The sequence below is a fragment of the Kitasatospora sp. NPDC002543 genome (assembly GCF_053594915.1).
Genome location: NZ_JBSFWR010000072.1, coordinates 1 through 15875 on the forward strand (window position 1 = coordinate 1; position 15875 = coordinate 15875).

Annotated in this window: 12 protein-coding genes, 1 tRNA gene and 2 pseudogenes; 10 read left to right on the forward strand and 5 right to left on the reverse strand. The window is 74.0% G+C overall.

Annotated features, from left to right (window positions below; all coding sequences use genetic code 11):
• The first annotated feature begins 271 nt into the window (after nucleotides 1-271).
• A complete protein-coding gene (locus ACWD4P_RS26265; protein WP_449781268.1) occupies nucleotides 272-1750 on the forward strand; it encodes a purine-cytosine permease family protein in 1479 nt (492 codons plus the stop codon).
• Between the two features lie 103 nt (nucleotides 1751-1853).
• Here ACWD4P_RS26265 and ACWD4P_RS26270 read toward each other — a convergent pair.
• A tRNA-Cys gene (locus tag ACWD4P_RS26270) sits at nucleotides 1854-1924 on the reverse strand.
• Nucleotides 1925-2119: 195 nt separating this feature from the next.
• Between ACWD4P_RS26270 and ACWD4P_RS26275 the strand changes: the two genes are divergently transcribed.
• Nucleotides 2120-2977 carry a hypothetical protein gene (locus ACWD4P_RS26275; protein ID WP_449781269.1) on the forward strand — a complete coding sequence of 286 codons (858 nt, stop codon included), beginning with the start codon at nucleotides 2120-2122 and terminating at the stop codon, nucleotides 2975-2977.
• A 7-nt stretch (nucleotides 2978-2984) separates the two neighbouring features.
• On the opposite strand, the gene ACWD4P_RS26280 is transcribed toward ACWD4P_RS26275, so the two are convergent.
• On the reverse strand, nucleotides 2985-3656 hold the full coding sequence (locus ACWD4P_RS26280; protein ID WP_449781270.1) for a polysaccharide deacetylase family protein: 672 nt from the start codon (nucleotides 3654-3656) through the stop codon (nucleotides 2985-2987).
• Between the two features lie 370 nt (nucleotides 3657-4026).
• Between ACWD4P_RS26280 and ACWD4P_RS26285 the strand changes: the two genes are divergently transcribed.
• Nucleotides 4027-4674, forward strand: a complete 648-nt coding sequence (locus tag ACWD4P_RS26285; protein WP_359818777.1) for a hypothetical protein — start codon at nucleotides 4027-4029, stop codon at nucleotides 4672-4674.
• Nucleotides 4675-4720: 46 nt separating this feature from the next.
• On the opposite strand, the gene ACWD4P_RS26290 is transcribed toward ACWD4P_RS26285, so the two are convergent.
• A complete protein-coding gene (locus ACWD4P_RS26290) occupies nucleotides 4721-6127 on the reverse strand; it encodes an eCIS core domain-containing protein (protein ID WP_359818775.1) in 1407 nt (468 codons plus the stop codon).
• Between the two features lie 208 nt (nucleotides 6128-6335).
• Between ACWD4P_RS26290 and ACWD4P_RS26295 the strand changes: the two genes are divergently transcribed.
• The 3 genes from ACWD4P_RS26295 to ACWD4P_RS26305 all read left to right on the forward strand — a co-directional run bounded on the left by ACWD4P_RS26295 (nucleotide 6336) and on the right by ACWD4P_RS26305 (nucleotide 8316).
• Nucleotides 6336-6626, forward strand: coding sequence for a hypothetical protein (locus ACWD4P_RS26295; protein ID WP_449781271.1), 291 nt, complete (start codon nucleotides 6336-6338; stop codon nucleotides 6624-6626).
• Nucleotides 6627-6947: 321 nt separating this feature from the next.
• Nucleotides 6948-7472 carry a SigE family RNA polymerase sigma factor gene (locus ACWD4P_RS26300; RefSeq protein ID WP_449781272.1) on the forward strand — a complete coding sequence of 175 codons (525 nt, stop codon included), beginning with the start codon at nucleotides 6948-6950 and terminating at the stop codon, nucleotides 7470-7472.
• Nucleotides 7459-8316: a hypothetical protein gene (locus ACWD4P_RS26305; protein WP_449781273.1), complete on the forward strand. Its 858-nt coding sequence runs from the start codon at nucleotides 7459-7461 to the stop codon at nucleotides 8314-8316. Before ACWD4P_RS26300 ends, ACWD4P_RS26305 begins: the two co-directional genes overlap by 14 nt.
• A gap of 136 nt (nucleotides 8317-8452) precedes the next feature.
• On the opposite strand, the pseudogene ACWD4P_RS26310 reads toward ACWD4P_RS26305, so the two are convergent.
• Both ACWD4P_RS26310 and ACWD4P_RS26315 read right to left on the reverse strand, forming a co-directional pair.
• Nucleotides 8453-8578 (reverse strand): annotated as a pseudogene (locus ACWD4P_RS26310) (carbohydrate-binding protein); the annotation flags it as partial.
• A 12-nt stretch (nucleotides 8579-8590) separates the two neighbouring features.
• Nucleotides 8591-10465, reverse strand: a pseudogene (locus ACWD4P_RS26315) (M4 family metallopeptidase); the annotation flags it as partial.
• Nucleotides 10466-11393: 928 nt separating this feature from the next.
• Between ACWD4P_RS26315 and ACWD4P_RS26320 the strand changes: the two are divergent.
• Genes ACWD4P_RS26320 through dpgC form a run of 4 tightly spaced genes read left to right on the forward strand, consistent with a single transcriptional unit; the run spans nucleotide 11394 to nucleotide 15846 of the window.
• Nucleotides 11394-12731, forward strand: coding sequence for an aminotransferase-like domain-containing protein (locus tag ACWD4P_RS26320; protein WP_449781274.1), 1338 nt, complete (start codon nucleotides 11394-11396; stop codon nucleotides 12729-12731).
• Nucleotides 12728-13849 (forward strand): 3,5-dihydroxyphenylacetyl-CoA synthase DpgA, encoded by a 1122-nt coding sequence (gene dpgA, locus ACWD4P_RS26325; RefSeq protein WP_359818761.1) that lies wholly within the window; start codon nucleotides 12728-12730, stop codon nucleotides 13847-13849. The genes ACWD4P_RS26320 and dpgA overlap by 4 nt, the downstream gene beginning before the upstream one ends.
• Nucleotides 13850-13879: 30 nt before the next feature.
• Entirely contained in the window at nucleotides 13880-14563 is a 684-nt protein-coding gene (gene dpgB, locus ACWD4P_RS26330; RefSeq protein WP_359818758.1) for an enoyl-CoA-hydratase DpgB, read from the forward strand.
• Nucleotides 14560-15846, forward strand: a complete 1287-nt coding sequence (gene dpgC, locus ACWD4P_RS26335; protein WP_449781275.1) for a (3,5-dihydroxyphenyl)acetyl-CoA 1,2-dioxygenase DpgC — start codon at nucleotides 14560-14562, stop codon at nucleotides 15844-15846. The genes dpgB and dpgC overlap by 4 nt, the downstream gene beginning before the upstream one ends.
• Nucleotides 15847-15875 lie beyond the last annotated feature (29 nt).

Below are 15875 nucleotides of genomic sequence, written 5' to 3' on the forward strand. Positions count from 1 at the left end.
GGTTGCCGTAACCATGCGTCACGACGAAGGAGTCCGCGGTGAGTGCTGAACTCACGTCCCTCGCCTCAGGCAGTTGCCACTTCGGTGACCCGCCCGCCCGGGCGGGCGGGTCACCGACCGTGGCGGCGCCCTCGCCCCGCGCTCCGGGCCGGATCGGGAACGAAGTGGACAAAGTAGGATGGCTGAACTCCCGCGCTACGCGCGAAGAGTTCAGTAAATGTTCCATTTGTCTGTTTTCACCTCCCCGCTTCACACGCACGGAGCCACCCTCATGGACAACCTGTCCACCGTCGACGTCGACGGCGCGATAGAGACCCGCGGTATCGAACCCGTCCCTGACCACGAGCGCCGGGGCAGAGTCCGCGAGCTCTTCCCGACCTGGGTCGCGGCGAACATCAGCGTCCTGCTCCTCACCATGGGTGCGGCCCTCGTGGTGTTCAACCAGTTGAACTTCTGGCAGGTCCTGGTCGTCGCCGCGTGCGCGGCGCTCGCCTCCTTCGGCATGGTCGGCCTGCTGTCGGTCTCCGGGAAGTGGGGCGGAGCCCCGGGGGCCACGCTCTCCCGGGCCACCTTCGGCGTGCGCGGCAACCTCTTCCCCGGCGCGATCCTGTGGATCGCCCGCTTCGGCTGGGAGACGATCAACGCCGTCACCGGCGCCTACGCCGTGCTGACCGTCCTCGACCTGCTCTTCGGCGTCAAGAGCAACACCGCGCTGATCGTCGTCACGCTCTTCGCCTTCGTCGCCTGCACCTTCCTGGTCTCCGGCATGGGCCGCAAGGCGCTGAACGTCTGCAACACCTGGTCGACGTACCTCTTCGGCGTCTTCAGCATCCTGGTGCTGGGCTACCTGGTCGCCACCATCCACTGGAGCGAGGTCTTCGCCAAGCCCGCGGGCACCACCGCGATGATGATCGCCGGCATCGGGACCATCGCCGCCGGCGGCATCAGCTGGGTCCCCACCGGCCCGGACTTCACCCGCTACCTGCCGCACGCCGCCTCCGGCCGCAGGATCGTCGGCGTGACGGTCTCCGGCGCCGGCCTGGTGATGGTGCCGATGGTGCTGATGGGCGCCGTGATGGCGGTGGCCTCCCCCGGCCTGGCGCAGGCCGCCGACCCGGTCTCCTTCCTCGGCGACCTGCTGCCGACCTGGCTGGCCGTGCCCTACCTGCTGACCGCGATCGTGGGCATGCTGCTGATCAACAGCCTCTCCATGTACTCGGCCGGCTTCACCGCGCAGACCATGGGCGTCAAGCTGCCGCGCGCCACGGCCGTCAGCATCAACGCCGTGATCTCGCTGGTCGGCGGCCTGCTGCTGATGCTGGTCGCCAAGAGCTTCCTCGGCTCCTTCATCACCTTCCTGATCCTGCTCGCCGTCTCCTTCTCGGCCTGGATCGGCGTCTACGCGGTGGACATGTTCCGCCGCCGCTCGCGCGCGGTGCGCTACGACGCCGCCGCGCTGATGGACACCGGCCGGACCAGCCGCTACTGGTACAAGGGCGGTTTCTGCTGGCAGGCGATGGTGTCCTGGGTGGTCGCGCTGCTGTTCGGGCTCGCCTTCACCACGTGCGACTGGTTCGCCGGGCCGCTCTCCGACACCTTCGTCGGCAAGTACGGGCTCGCCTGGGCGGCGACCATCGTCATCTCCGCCGCGATCATGGCCGTGCTCCCCACGCCCCGGGAGAACACCTCCCCCGCCGCCGGGCAGCCCGCCGGCCTCCCGGCGGAGCGGAGCGAGAAGACCGCCGTCTGACCGCCCGGCCGCGCGACGCGGCCCCGCACACCCGTGACCGCCCGGTCGCCGGCTCCATCGAGCCGGCGGCCGGGCGGTCCGGTTTCGGCGCCCGCGGAGGAAAAGGTGGAGATAGGAATCGAACCCATCTGAACGGCCCTGCAAGCCGTCGCCTCGCCACTCGGCCACTCCACCCCGGCAACGGTGGGAACATTACACGCCTGTGAACCCGGGCCCTCCGGAAATGCCGGTTTTTCACTCAAGAAGGCTCTTAGTTGGTCTAGTGCTATTTCTTTCGACATGGCATCGAACAGGGCCCGGAGCCGGGCCGGGGAAAGGCAGGTTGCGCTAGCCTGTGCCGATATCTCCAAACCCGATGGGATTTCATTGATGGCCGTCGAGGAATCACGGTTCACCCGTGCCACGGAGCTGCGCTGCGGGACCGCCGCGAACCGGTGCCAGTACAAGAGCCTGCCGCTGCGGGACCTCCCCCCGCTCGGCGTCGTGCGCCGCGCACGGATCGCCCGCGAGGAGCTGCGCGAGCGCCGCGCCGACATCCCGGCACCCGGGCGGCCCTCCCGCTTCGCCGAGGGGGACTGGGTGCGGGTGAAGGACGAGGCGGCGGTCCGCGCCACCCTCGACGACCGGGACCGCCACCGCGGCCTGTGGTTCACCGGCAGCCAGTGGTCCTTCTGCGGCGGCGTCTACCAGGTCGAACGCGTCGTGCGCCGCATGATCGACGACCACTACCGGGTACGGCGCCTGTCGGGCACCGTCGCGCTGGCCGGCGCCACCTGCCACGGCGCCGACGGCACCCAGGGCTGCGGGATGGACTGCGCACTGCTGTTCCGCGACGAGTGGCTGGAGCCCGCCCCCGCGCCGGCCCCCGCCGCCCGGCCCGTCGCCCTGTGGGCGACCGTGCGCGGCCTGGCCGAGATCCGGGCGACCCTCGACCCCGACGGGCGCCTGCGGGGCGTCCCCTTCCAGCCCGGGATGGAGCGTTACGCCGGCACCCGGCACGGCGCCGTCGAGCTGCGCCACCGCTCCCTCGCCTGGTGGCAGTACCCGACCGGCGGGCGCTGGTTCATCCTGCAGGGCCTGCGCTGCGGCGGCGAGCCGCTGGCCACGGGCTGCGACCGCCGCTGCGCCCTGCTGTGGCACGAGTCCTGGCTGCGCCTGGAGCCCGCCGCGCGGCCCTCAGCGGAGCCCGTCGAGGAGCCCGCCGCGGAGCCCGCCGCCGCGCGCTGAGCGGCGGTCAGCGCCGCCAGCGGTCGCGCACCAGCTTCGCGGTCAGGTGCAGCGGTCCGTCCCGGTCGCCGACGTAACATCGGGGAAGCGCGAACACCCCGCTGTGGACGCCGGGACTGACCGCGCACCCGTAGTCGTAGCCGGCCTCGGCCACCGCCTCCACCGCGGCGTCGTCGAACGAGCCGTACGGGTAGCAGAACCCGTCGACGGGCGAGCCCGTGACGTCCTCCAGCAGGCGGCGGCTGTCGGCGACCTGGGCGGCCAGGTCCCGCGCGCCCAGGCCGGCCAGACGGCGGTGCGTCAGCCCGTGCGAGCCGATCTCCACCCCGGCGGCGGCCGCCTCGCGGACCTGCCGGGCCGTCATCAGCGGCTTGCGCGGGCCCTGCCGGTCCCAGTCGTTGTAGCCGCCCAGCCGGTCGGCCACCACGTAGACCGTCGCGGTGAAGCCGTGCTCCGCCAGCGCGGGCATGGCCTCCTCCACGAAGTCGCGGTACCCGTCGTCGAAGCTGAGCCCGACCAGGCCCGCCGCGCGGCCCTCCCGGTGGGAGCGCATCAGGGCGCCCACCGACACCCCGCGCAGCCCCCGGGCCGACAGCCAGCGCAGCTGGCGGCGGAAACGCGCGGGATCGACGGTGATCAGATAGGGGTCCTCGGCCGCCGATGTCACCGAGTGGTACATGAGCGTCCACGGGAAGCATCCCGTTCCGGCGCCGGTCCCTCTTTCCGGACTATTGCGTGGTCGAATGATTCGCATGTTCCGCTCCAGCTGTCCGGCGACACCCCCTGTGCGGGTGGCCCTCGAAGAAATTGCATTCTGGCAGCGTCGGACCCGGCTTCCTTTCTCGCCAGGCGACTCCGCGTCATTTCACCCGGATGCCCGAGCGGGCGGGGGAACGGGACGGGAAGGGCGCCGGGACCGGCTCCGGGGCGAGGGGGCGCCGACGCCGGGGCGGCCGCGGCCGGGGATCCGTCACCGCCCGACCCTGACCAGGCCATGCCATGTGTCGATAGCATGACGGTCCGACACACCCCTCCCCCGAGGAGTCCCGTTGACGAACACATCCCGGCGGCGGATCGCGTTACCCGCCGTCATCGCCGTCCTGACCGCGGCCGCCTCTGCCCTCGGCGCGGGCACCGCCCACGCCGACCCGTTGGACGAGCCCTGCGACCCGCGCGTCCCGCAGACCCAGCTGTTCGAGGTCTCCACAGCCACCGTCGACCCGGTGCTGACGCACTGGAAGGGCATCACCATCGCCCCGGGCACCACCGGCACCATCGAGACCACCGTCTCCGAGGTGCAGGCCGTCAGCACGACGTTCAACGCATCGACCGAGATCAGCTCGGCGGCCAACGCGCTCTTCGCGAAGGTCGCCGTCAAGGTCGGCTTCTCCGTGCAGACCGGCAAGTCCACCACCAGCAGCTGGTCCCAGAAGATCACCCTGAACTTCTCCCGCCCCGGCGACTACGCGGTGTTCAAGGGCACCCACCGCGTCCAGGGCACGGCCGACGCCTTCACGTGCGTCAACTCCGGGCCCATCGGCGGCGACCCGAGCAAGGGGCACTGGGCGTACGTCTTCGGCTACCACCCCACCTACAGCACCTTCGACGCCGAGATCGAGGGCACCGTCTCCTGCGACACCCCGGTCTCCCCCGGCACCGTGCAGGAACTCGCCCGCAACAAGCTCGTCTGCCACTGAGCCTCCCCGCTCGCCGCCCCCGGGCCGGCGAGCGGGCCCCGGCGGGTCAGACGAGCTTGCGGCGGCCGGACTCCTCGTCGAGTTCGCCCAGGTTGACGGGCTGGAGGATGACGGTGATGGCGCCGTCCGAGAAGTTCTGCGTCTCGCCGCCGGTGTTGCGGCCGTGGAAGCTGTGCGGCAGCGCCCGGCCGGTGGTCGGGTCGGTGCCGGCGGTGTAGATGTCGACGATGCCCTCGTGCCCCTGGCGGGCCTGCGCGTCGTTGCCGTCCGCGGCCTGCTCCACGGTGATGTGGTCGTCGCCGTCCACGGCGACGACGGCCGCCACGTGGTAGGGCCACCCGGTGGTGTTCTCGGGGTGCTCGAAGTCCTCGTCCCAGGCGGTCTCCACGATGGCGAACGCCTGCCCGGGCGCCGGCCGCTCCTCGCCGTCCGCCTGCGGGCCGCCGGGCCTGGCGTTCGCGTAGGCCCGGGCGCCCGCCACGTTCTCCTGCTCGCCCAGGCCGAACTGGTTGCCGCCCAGGGCGAATTCGCTGGCGTCCTGCCCCAGGGCCAGCCGCTGCCCGTGCATGATCTCCTCGGCCGTGTGGGCGCAGTCCGCGAGGAAGGACGTCTTCGGCTCGTACTGGGTGTAGGTGTGCTCCCCGATCAGCCCGCTCTGCTTGGTCCGCTTGCAGTACCGGGGCGCCGGGGCGTCCTCCCGGACCCAGATGACGGTGGTGTCCGCCCCGGGGTCGACGGTCAGCAGGTAGAGGCCGTTCTGCGAGGCCCGCACGGGCCCCAACTCCTCGGTGGTGACCTCCGTGAAACGCTGGACGGCCGTCGGGCCGGCGGCGCGCGCGGCGTCCCGGGCCCCGGCGTCGGCCTCCCGCTGGACGGCGGCGCCCGGCCCGGGCACCCGTGCCATCACCCGGGTCGCGTTGGCCTCGGCCTCGCGCTCGAAGCGGTCGCCGGGGTCGGAGACGCTCAGCCCCGACCCGTTGTCCGTACCGGCCACCGGCCCCCGGCGCTGCTGCAGGACGTGCGTCAGCTCGTGGGCGAGGGTGTGCTTGTCGCCGCCGCCCTCGCCGATGACGACGTGGCTGCCGGAGGTGTAGGCCCGGGCGCCCACCTCGGCGGCGGACGCGCGGGCCGCGGAGCCGGTGTGCAGCCGGACGTCGGAGAAGTCGGCGCCCAGGCGGGACTCCATCTCCCGGCGCAGCGGTTCGTCCAGCGGCTTGCCGGAGGCGCGCAGGACGTCGTGCACGGCGGAGCGCTGCACCGGCTCCGCCGGGTGCGGGTACGGGTGGCGGCCCCGCTGGATCATGCGGACGACGGCCGCGTTGCCGGCGGTGCGCTGCAGTGCGAGGAGCGCGTCGGGCAGCTGCCCGCTCGCTGCCCGTCCCGGCCGTTCGGCCGTGTTCCCGGTGCTGCGCCGCGGCTGCCCGTCCTTCTTCGTCGGCTCGTGCGCGTGCATGGAACTCCGCTCGTAGGGCTGGCAGTTTCGCTGTGCCCTCCCTGCATACCCGGTGCGGCGGGCCGCGGGTAAGGGATGTACGGGCAGGATGCGGTGCCCGGGCGGGCAGCGCGGCGATGAGGCCGTCCGCGCTCCCCGGGGGTGTCGGTGGCTGGTCCGGATGCCCGCGCGCGTTGCAGCGGACCCGCGGGGCGGCGAAGTTGTGGAGATGGACACCGTCATCGTGCTCGAACCCGATACGCCGACCAATGTGCGGATCCTCGGCCCCGGCCGCGTCCCGGCGGACCCCGAGAACCCGGTGCGCCTCGCGCACGCCGCCGTCGCGGAGGCCTCCGGCGTCTGCGGGCCCCTCACCCTGTGCGGCCTGCGCACCGGCGACATGACCCTCGCTCCGCACCGCTCCCCCGCTCCCGGCCGGCCCCGCTGGAACACCTGCGGGGCGTGCCGCGAGGCCGACGGGGGCGCGGCGGCCCTTCCGGACGGCTCCCCGCCCCACTGAGACCGGCGGCCGGGAGCGGCAGGCGGCTCCGGCGGCCGGGCTCGCGGCCGGGAACGGGCGCGGGCTCAGGGCACGGGCTCAGGGCGCGGCGAAGAGCCCGGGCTCAGGGCGCGGCGAAGAGCCCGGGGAAGGCCGGGGCCGGCCAGGGGCGGCGGCCCCAGGCGAGGACCTTGCCGCGGGCAAGGAGCACGCCCGCGGCAGGCAACCCGAACGGCTCCCCACCGCGTCGAGCTGCCGTGAGAGGAAGAACGAGACAGCGGCCCGAGCGGCCGACACGGCGGACGGGAACGGCACGGGCACCATGGCGGGGACGACGGCAGGATGACGAACGCGATACCGCCGGACTTCGAGGAGTTCGTGGCCGCCTGCGGGCCGAAGCTGCTGCGCACCGCGTGGCTGCTGACCGGCGACCCGCACCAGGCCGAGGACCTGCTGCAGACGGCGCTCGCCAGGGTCTGGCCCAAGTGGACGCGCGTCGCCCCCGACCGGCCCGAGGCGTACCTGCGCAAGGTCCTGGTGAACTGCCACGTCTCCTGGTGGCGGCGGCGCTGGACCGGGGAGCTGCCGCACGGCGAGCTGCCGGAGCCGCCGCCGCGGGAGGACCCGTTCGACGGGGTGGTGATCGGCCAGGTGGTCGCCGAGGCCGTACGGTCGCTGCCGCCGCGTCAGCGGGCCGTGGTGGTGCTGCGCTTCTTCGAGGATCTCAGCGTCGAGGAGACCGCCGAGGTGCTGCGCTGCAGCACGGGTACCGTCAAGAGCCAGACGCACCGGGCGCTCACCGCCCTGCGCGGACGCTTCCCGGCCCGGGAGCTGCTGCTGGACGGGGGACCTCGTGAACGGAACTGAGCTGCTCGGCCCGCCGGGGCCGGACGACGGCGGGCACGACGAGGAGGAGCTGCGGGTGCTGCTGCGCCGCGCGGTGCCGGCGCTGGCCTCGCCCGAGGACCGGATGGAGCGCGTCCTCGCCCGGGTCGAGAGGTCCAGGCGCCGGCGCCGGGCGGCCGGGCTGGCGGCCGGACTGGCCGTCGGCCTGAGCGCCGCCGTGCTGGCCGCCGCGCCCGCGCTCGCGCCGTCCCCGGTGCGGGGGGCGGCGCTGGGGCCGGCGGGCTCCGGGGCCGCCCAGGCCCCGACGGTGCCGCCCCTGCCGACGGCCTCGGCCACCCCGACGGCCGCCCCGACCGGGAGCAGGCTGTTCTTCCCGCGGCTGCCGGAGATGGTGCTCGACCCGCCGCCGGGCTGGCACGCCATGGCCACGCTGCCCGCCGACCCCCAGGAGAAGTTCGGCTACCTCGGCACCGAGGCGCTGGGGCCGGAACCGTCCTGCACGGCCGGTGCCGCCCGCTGCCCGCTGTACGGGCGGCTGCCCGTGGACGGCGTCGTCCTGTCGTTCCGGCTGGTGGACGGGCAGGGGTTGGCCGGCAAGATCGGCGCGGGCCCGCCCGCGCTCGCCGACACGGGCCTCGACAAGGACTGCGCGGCGCTCGGCGGCAGCCGAGAGCTGGCGGGCCTGCGCACCGTGGACCGGTCGGGGGCCGGGGCGGTGGTCGAGGTGACGGCCTGTCTGCGGCAGCCGTCCGAGCCGACGCTGCTGCGGGTGCGGCAGGTGTTCGCCTCCATCCGCTCCGTCCCGGTGACACAGCCGCCGTTGCCGTCACCGCCGGGCACCGTGAGTCCCGCGGCGACGCCGTAACCGCGGCGGCGCCCGGCGGCGGAAGCGGTCACGCGGGAGCGCGGGGTCCTGTTGCCGCGCGCACACGGCTGCGCCGCGGTCCGTCCCCCTCGACGGGCCGCGGCGCAGCAGCTCAGTGGGTGTCAGCGCGGGTGGGTCACACGGCCTGCCACAGGGCGGGGACGTTCGGCGGCTCCCAGCCGACGAGGGCGGTGTGGCCCTGGAGGCAGCGGTAGCTGACTCCGTTGTAGGTCACCACGTCGCCGGCCTGGTAGGTGGTGCCGGCGGTCCAGGTGCCGCCGGGGTTGGGGGTGCCCCCGCCGCCGACGGTGAGGCTGTACTGGGCGGTGTGGGTGGTGGCGCCGGCGGTGCCGGTGACGGTGATCTGGTACGTCCCGCTCGCGGCGCTCGCGGCGGCCGACAGGGTGAGCGTGGCGGACGAACCGGCCTGCACGGAGGAGGGGTTGAAGCTCGCGGTGACGCCCGCCGGGAGGCCGGAGGCGGTCAGGGCGACGGTCTGGGCGGTGCCGGAGGTGATGGCGGTGCCGACCGTGGCGGTGGTGGTGGCGCCGGGCTGGACGGAGCCGGAGGACGGGGTGAGCGACAGCGAGAAGTCGTTGCTGCCGTTGCCGGTGCAGGTCGGGTCGCCGGCCTGGGCGGGGACGCTGACGGCGTCCCAGGCGGCCTTGGTGCGGTTGAAGAAGGTGCAGGTCGGGTCGAGGTTCTTGGCGGCGGTCAGGGTGGTGGTGCGGTAGCGCTTGTAGGTCATGCCGCTGGTCTTGAGCAGCATGCCGCCGTAGAAGACCTGGCCGGCCTGCTTGACGCCGATGCCGGTGACGGAGGAGTTGTTGCAGGTGGGGCTGGAGGGCTTGCCGCCGCCGGGGTTGGAGCCGTTGGACAGCAGGTAGAACCAGTGGTTCAGCGGGCCGGCCGCGGCGTGCACCTCGGTGCCGGGGATGGCGGAGGAGTAGCAGTTCGGGTCGTTGTTGACCAGGGACGGCTGGTAGAGGTTGCGGATCGGGCCCTGGCCGACCAGGTTGATCAGGCGGCCGACCTGGTAGTCCGGGTAGTCGTACGGCGCGGGCTCGTTGTTGTACTCCTTGGTGAGCGCGCCGAAGATGTCGCCGGTGCCCTCGCCGAGGCCGTTCTCGTTGTTGGCGCCGCCGGGGGTGTACTGGTCGATGCCGTGGCCGAACTCGTGGCCGACGACGTCCTGGGCGGCTATCCACTCGCCGCTCTGGCTGTGGCCGATGGAGACGGAGCTGCCGTCCCAGTAGGCGTTGACGTCGTTGAGGCCGACCTTGATCGGCCAGCTGCCGCCGTTGCCGTCGTGGCCGTTGCGGCCCAGCCAGTCGCGGAGCATGTCCCATTCCTTCTGGGCCGCCCACATGGCGTCGCCGCAGCCGGTTTCCTTGGTGGACGGGCTGCCGTTGCCCCAGGAGTCGCTGGACTTGGAGAAGACCTGGCCGGTGCTGTAGTCGGAGCAGCTCAGGCCGGGGCGGTTGGGGTCGCGCAGCGAGTAGGAGCCGCCGGAGTTGGTGGTGCTGATGGTCAGCGGGCCGGGGCCGTTCCACTTGCTGTTGACGGTGCCGGCGCGGGCGTCGTCGTAGCTGTCGACGACCTCGCCGGTGGTGGCGTCGACGAAGACGTGCAGGGTGCTGGGCGCCGTTTCGGTGCGGCCCTTGAGGACGGTCTCCCAGGCGAGGCTGCTGCTGCCGTCCTTGGCCCGGACGACCAGGCGGCGGGAGTCCACCGAGTCGACGGCGGCCAGCTTGGTGCGGGCGGTCTTCTCGGCGTGCTCGGCGCTGACCTTCGGGGTGGTCGGGGCGCCGAGCGGTCCGGTGGTGGCGGACTGCAGGGCGCGGACCTTGCCCTGGCCGTCGGCGAGGACGACGGCGTCGCCGCCGACCACGGGCAGGCCGTGGTAGCTGCGCTCGTAGGAGACCGAGTAGAGGCCGCCGAGCCAGGGGGTGACGGTCCGGCGCTGGTAGGTCTCCTCGGATCCCTTGGCCAGGGCGTCGAGTCCGGCGTTCGCGGCGGCGTCGGCGGCGTTGACGGCGGCGGCCAGGGCGCTGGGCGCCGGGGTGGGCGCGGGTGCGGCGGTGGCCGGGCCGGCGGCGGTGGCGGCGATCGTGCCGGCCAGGAGGGTCAGGGTGGTCGCGGTGGTCAGCAACCGGCCTGCGGTGACTCTGTGTCGCATCGGGGCTCCTCGCATGTGGGGGTCCTCGATCGCGGACGGCAGTGGCTGGGGGCGCGCCGCGGGGCCGCGTCCGGGGGGCGGCCGTGCGGGCCGTCCGCGCTCGGGTGCCCGAACACTCACACGGCGTCATGCGCAGGTCAATGCCTGGTGCGGGTGGGGTGCGGGGTTGGCAAGTTCCGTCAAGTCGGCTGGTCCGGCTTTGCGTCGAGCTGGGGTTTTCTTCCAGTGGTTGAGACCACGTCAGGTGTCGGGCGGCGGCAGGCGGGGCCCGGCTCCGGGCGGCGGGGCGGGGGCCGGGGGCGGGTGGGCGCGGGCCGCGGGGGCGCGGGCCGGCGGCGCCCCGGGCGGTTCGGCGGCGCGGGGCCGCGGGGCCGGGCGACGGGTGGCGCGGGGTCCGGGGCGGCCGTCCGCCGCCCGCCGGTTCGTAGCGGAGCGTGATTAAGGGGAAACCCTCAGCGCTTGACAGTCCCTTGCCCGAAGGCGCGTACTGGAACAAGGACAAACAGCAGACAGGGCCCTGTGCTCCAGGTATCCGTTCGATATCCGTGGCCGGCGCGAAGCGGCGACAGGGCGTGCCGGTATCTCCGCACCCCCGCGTCGCGTTCGGTCCGCGCCTTCGACGGCCGTCCTCCCGTGCGAGCACCGCGCCTGCGCCGTCCGATGCGGCGGCGCACCCGTGGTGGCGCCGCCGGGGCCGGAGCGCACGGCCCGGGTCGAGGGGCCGCCATGAGGTTGACGTCGAGATCGGTCGATGTTGGAACGCGGGAGGACGGTACCGGCGAGCCGTCGGCAGGGCGCCGCCGGATCGCCGCCCTGCCGTGCGTGCTGCACGCGGGCCCCGGCATCCGCCCGGCGACGGGGTGCCGGCCCGCGGCTCGTCCACGGAAAGGCGGACACCATGGTGCTCGATTCGACCACGCTGCATTCGAGCATCGAGGACCCGGTTCTCGACCGGCTGAGCTTCCTGAACGAGATCACGTTCAGGTACCCGGACGCGGTGTCCTTCGCGCCGGGGCAGCCGTATGACGGCTTCTTCGAGGTCGAGGACGTCCACGCCTGCCTGCGCCGGTACGCGAAGTACCTGGAGGACTCGGGCGCGGGGCCGGCGCAGGTGCGCGCCGCCTTCCACCGGTACGCGCCGGCCGCGGGGCAGATCCGGGAGCTGATCGCGCACTCGCTGCGCCAGGAGGAGGGGTTCGAGGTCGCGCCGGAGTCGATCGTGGTGACGGTCGGTGCGCAGGAGGCGATGTTCCTGGTGCTGCGCACGCTGTTCGCGACGCCCGAGGACGTGCTGCTGCTGGTGACTCCCTGTTATGCCGGGATCATCGGGGCGGCGCGGCTGCTGGACGTCACGGTGGCCGCGGTGCCGGAGCGTGACGGTCGGCTGGTGGTGGCGGACTTGGCGCGGGCGGTGCGGGCGCAGCGGGCGGCGGGCCGGCGGCCACGGGCGGTGTACGTGGTGCCGGACCACGCCAATCCGACCGGGTCGACGCTGGACCTGGCGACGCGGGTGGAGCTGCTGGAGCTGGCGCGGCGGTGCGGGCTGCTGGTGCTGGAGGACTCCCCGTACCGGTTGAGCGGTCCGGGGCCGCGGCCCGCGATGCTCAAGGCGCTGGACGGGTCGCGGTGCGTGGTGCAGCTCGGCACCTTCTCCAAGACGGTGTTCCCGGGGGCGCGGGTGGGCTACGTGGTGGCCGACCAGGAGGTGCGGGACGGCCGGGGGCGGATCCGGCCGCTGGCGCGGGATCTGGCGAGGGTGAAGAGCATGGTGACGGTCAACACCTCCTCGCTGGGCCAGGCGGTGGTGGCGGGGGCGCTGCTGGGGGTGGACGGGCGGCTGTCGGTGCTGAACGCGGGGGCGGCCGAGCACTACCGGCGCGCCATGGCGGCGACGCTGGCGGAGTTGGAGCGGTGGCTGCCGCCGGGGCGGCGCCGGGAGCTGGGGGTGGGGTGGAACCGTCCGGGGGGCGGGTTCTTCCTCACGCTGCGGACCGGTTTCCGTACCGGTACGGCGGCGTTGGAGCGTTCGGCGCGGGAGTTCGGGGTGCTCTGGACGCCGATGGAGTTCTTCCATCCGTTCGGTGGGGGCGAGCGGGACATCCGGCTGTCGATCAGTTCGCTGACGCCGGGGCAGGTGGTCGAGGGCGTGGAGCGGCTCGTGCGGTTCGTGGAGGCGTCCAGCGGGGGGCGTGCGGCGGCGGGCCCGGTACCCGGAACGGAGAGTGACGCATCATGACCGCGACCCTGGACCGGGCGCCGGCCGCGACGGCCCCGCGTATCCTGAGCGTGGGCACGGCGGTGCCGCCGGAGCACTATTCGCAGGAGGAACTGCTCGACCTGTTCGAGATCACCGACCGGAAGGTGCGCTCGGTGTTCCTGCTGGGGTCGATCCGGCAGCGTTCGCTGGTGCTGCCCCCGGCGGGGCCGGACGGCGGGCGGGTGCGGGAGTCGCAGGGCGACCTGCTGGACAAGCACAGGGCGTGGGCGGTGAGCATGGGGGCGGACGCGCTGTCGGTGTGCCTGAAGCGGATCGGGGCGGACCTGTCGGAGGTGGCGTACCTGTGCTGTGTGACCTCGACCGGGTTCCTGACGCCGGGGCTGAGCGCGCTGATGATCCGCGAGATGGGCATGGACTGGCACACGGCGCGGGCCGACATCGTCGGCATGGGCTGCAATGCGGGGCTCAACGCGCTGGCGGTGGTGGGTAATTGGGCGGTGGCCAATCCGGGCCGGCTGGCCGTGATGGTCTGCTCGGAGGCCTGCTCGGCGGCGTACACGATGGACTCCACGATGCGCACGGCCGTGGTCAACAGCCTGTTCGGCGACGGCGCGGCGGCGGTGGCGGTGATGGCCGGGCCCCGGGAGGACGAGCGGCCGCAGGGGGACGGCGAGGGTCCGGGCCCGCGGCTGGAGGGGCCGCGGATCCTGCGCAGCGCGAGCGTGACGGTCGTCGACGCCATCGACGCGATGCGCTACGACTGGGACCGCGACCAGGGCCGGTTCAGCTTCTTCCTGGACCCGCAGATCCCGTACCTGGTCGGCGCGCACGTGGAGGGCGTGATCGACCGGCTGCTGGCGGGCACGTCGCTGCGCCGTGACGACGTGGCGCACTGGCTGGTGCACTCGGGCGGCAAGAAGGTGATCGACGCGGTGGCCGTCAACCTCGGGCTGACCCGGCACGACCTGCGGCACACCATCACCGTGCTGCGCGACTTCGGCAACGTCTCCAGCGGTTCGTTCCTGTTCTCCTACGACCGGCTGTTGCAGGAGGGGGTGGTGCGCGGCGGCGACTACGGCGTGCTCATGACCATGGGCCCGGGTTCGACGATCGAATCCGCGCTCATCCAGTGGTGACAGTGGTGACCCGACGCGAGGGAGTCCCCGATGCCCGTCAACGCCCTGCCCGAAGGACCCGTGCTGCACGTGGACGGCGCCCGGGAGATCTCGGCCGAGCTGACCGCCGCCCTGTCGGCGCTGTGCGACGAGGCGGAGGCCGCCGGGTCCGACGTCGCGGCCGTGTACGTCTCCGGCGCGCCGAGCGGCGAGGCGGTGGGGAAGGTCGCCGACGTCGCCGCCGTGACGAAGTGGGAGCGGGCGGTGCGGCGCTTCGAGCGGCTGCGGCTGGCGACGCTGGCGGCGGCGAGCGGGGAGTGCGGCGGCGTGGCGCTGGACCTGCTGCTGGCCTGCGACGTGCGGGTGGCGGCGCCGGACGTGCGGCTGCTGCTGTCCTTCCACGGGCAGGCCACCTGGCCGGGCATGGCCGGGTTCCGGCTGGTGCAGCAGCTCGGGCTGGCCCCGGCCCGGCGCGCGGTGCTGTTCGGGGTGCCGATCACCGCCCGCGAGGCCCTGGAGCGGGGCCTGGTGGACGAGGTGAGCGAGGACCCGGGGCGCGCGGTGGCGGCCGCGGCCCGGCTGCTGCGCCGGCTGTCCGGCCCGGAGCTCGCGATCCGCCGCCAACTGGCCTTCGACGCCCAGTGGATGAGCTTCGAGGACGCGCTCGGCCCGCACCTGGCCGCCTGCGACCGCTCGCTGCGGCGCACCCGGGCCGCGGACGGGGTGAGGACGTGAGCGCGCCGAACGGGCGGGCGCCGGCCGCCGTACGGGAGCGGGCCGGGGACGGGCTCGACCGGGCCGCGCGGCTGCTGCCGCCGTTCCCCGGGCCCCGGCCGGACGCCGGCACCGAGCGGGCGCTGGAGGCCGGGCGCGCACAGCGCACCGCCTTCCTGGAGCGCCACGCCGGCGAGCTCTACGACCGGCTCACCCGAGGCGGCGTGCTGCGCCCGCGCCTGGACGAGCTGGTGGAGGGCGCCGCGGCGGCCGTGCCGAACCTGGTGCCCTCGCCCGCGCAGCTGCGGGCGGAGCGGGCCGTCCCGGTGCCCGAGCGCGTCGGCTACGAGATCGACGTCGGCGTCCTGCTGCGCGGCCTGCTGCGCTGCCCGGCCGCCGGGCAGCACCTGATGGACTCCATGCTGCGGCCCACCGGGCGCGCGCTGGGCCTGCTCGGGGAGTTCCGGGCCACCGGGGTGGTGCGGATGGAGAGCACCGTCCTGGAGCGGGACGCGGGGGTGGCCCGGATCACCATGTGCGCCGGGGACCGCCTCAACGCCGAGGACGAGCAGCAGGTCGACGACATGGAGACCGCGGTGGACCTCGCGCTGCTGGACGGGCGGTGCGCGATCGGGCTGATCCGCGGCGGCGTGATGACGCACCCGCGCCACGCGGGCCGGCGGGTGTTCAGCGCCGGGATCAACCTCAAGCGCCTGCACGCGGGCGAGATCACCCTCGTCGGGTTCCTGCTGCGCCGCGAGCTCGGCTACCTGCGCAAGCTGCTGCTGGGGCTGCGCACCGACGAGCCGTCCTGGCGCTACCCGTTGACGGACATGCCGTGGGTGGCCGCGGTGGACGGCTTCGCGATCGGCGGCGGCATGCAGCTGCTGCTCGCGGTGGACCACGTGCTCGCGGCCTCGGACGCCTATCTGAGCCTGCCGGCCGCGCAGGAGGGGATCGTCCCGGGCGCGGCGGACTTCCGCCTCCCGGCGGCGGTCGGCCCGCGGCTGGCCCGGCAGATCATCCTCGGCGGGCGGCGGGTGCGCGCGAGCGACCCCGAGGCCCGCTCGCTCGTCGACCGGGTCGTCGACCCGGCGGACCTCGACGCGGCCGTCGAGGAGTCGCTGGAGCTGCTGCGCGACCCGGCCGTCACCGCCAACCGCCGGATGGTGAACCTCGCCCTGGAGCCGGCGGACGGCTTCCGCGCCTACATGGCGGAGTTCGCCGTCCAGCAGGCGCTGCGCGTCCACGCGGCGGACGTGCTCGGCAAGGCGGGCCGCTTCGCGGCCGGGCCCCCCGGGTGACGCCGCGCCGGTGCCCGCCCCTCCCCCGC

Coding starts and splice junctions, on each gene's coding strand:
- dpgA (WP_359818761.1), top strand. CDS start 12,728: ATGACCGCGACCCTGGACCGGGCGCCGGCCGCGACGGCCCCGCGTATC.
- dpgB (WP_359818758.1), top strand. CDS start 13,880: ATGCCCGTCAACGCCCTGCCCGAAGGACCCGTGCTGCACGTGGACGGC.
- ACWD4P_RS26280 (WP_449781270.1), bottom strand. CDS start 3,656: ATGTACCACTCGGTGACATCGGCGGCCGAGGACCCCTATCTGATCACC.
- ACWD4P_RS26265 (WP_449781268.1), top strand. CDS start 272: ATGGACAACCTGTCCACCGTCGACGTCGACGGCGCGATAGAGACCCGC.
- ACWD4P_RS26300 (WP_449781272.1), top strand. CDS start 6,948: ATGACGAACGCGATACCGCCGGACTTCGAGGAGTTCGTGGCCGCCTGC.
- ACWD4P_RS26295 (WP_449781271.1), top strand. CDS start 6,336: ATGGACACCGTCATCGTGCTCGAACCCGATACGCCGACCAATGTGCGG.
- ACWD4P_RS26290 (WP_359818775.1), bottom strand. CDS start 6,127: ATGCACGCGCACGAGCCGACGAAGAAGGACGGGCAGCCGCGGCGCAGC.
- ACWD4P_RS26320 (WP_449781274.1), top strand. CDS start 11,394: ATGGTGCTCGATTCGACCACGCTGCATTCGAGCATCGAGGACCCGGTT.
- ACWD4P_RS26275 (WP_449781269.1), top strand. CDS start 2,120: ATGGCCGTCGAGGAATCACGGTTCACCCGTGCCACGGAGCTGCGCTGC.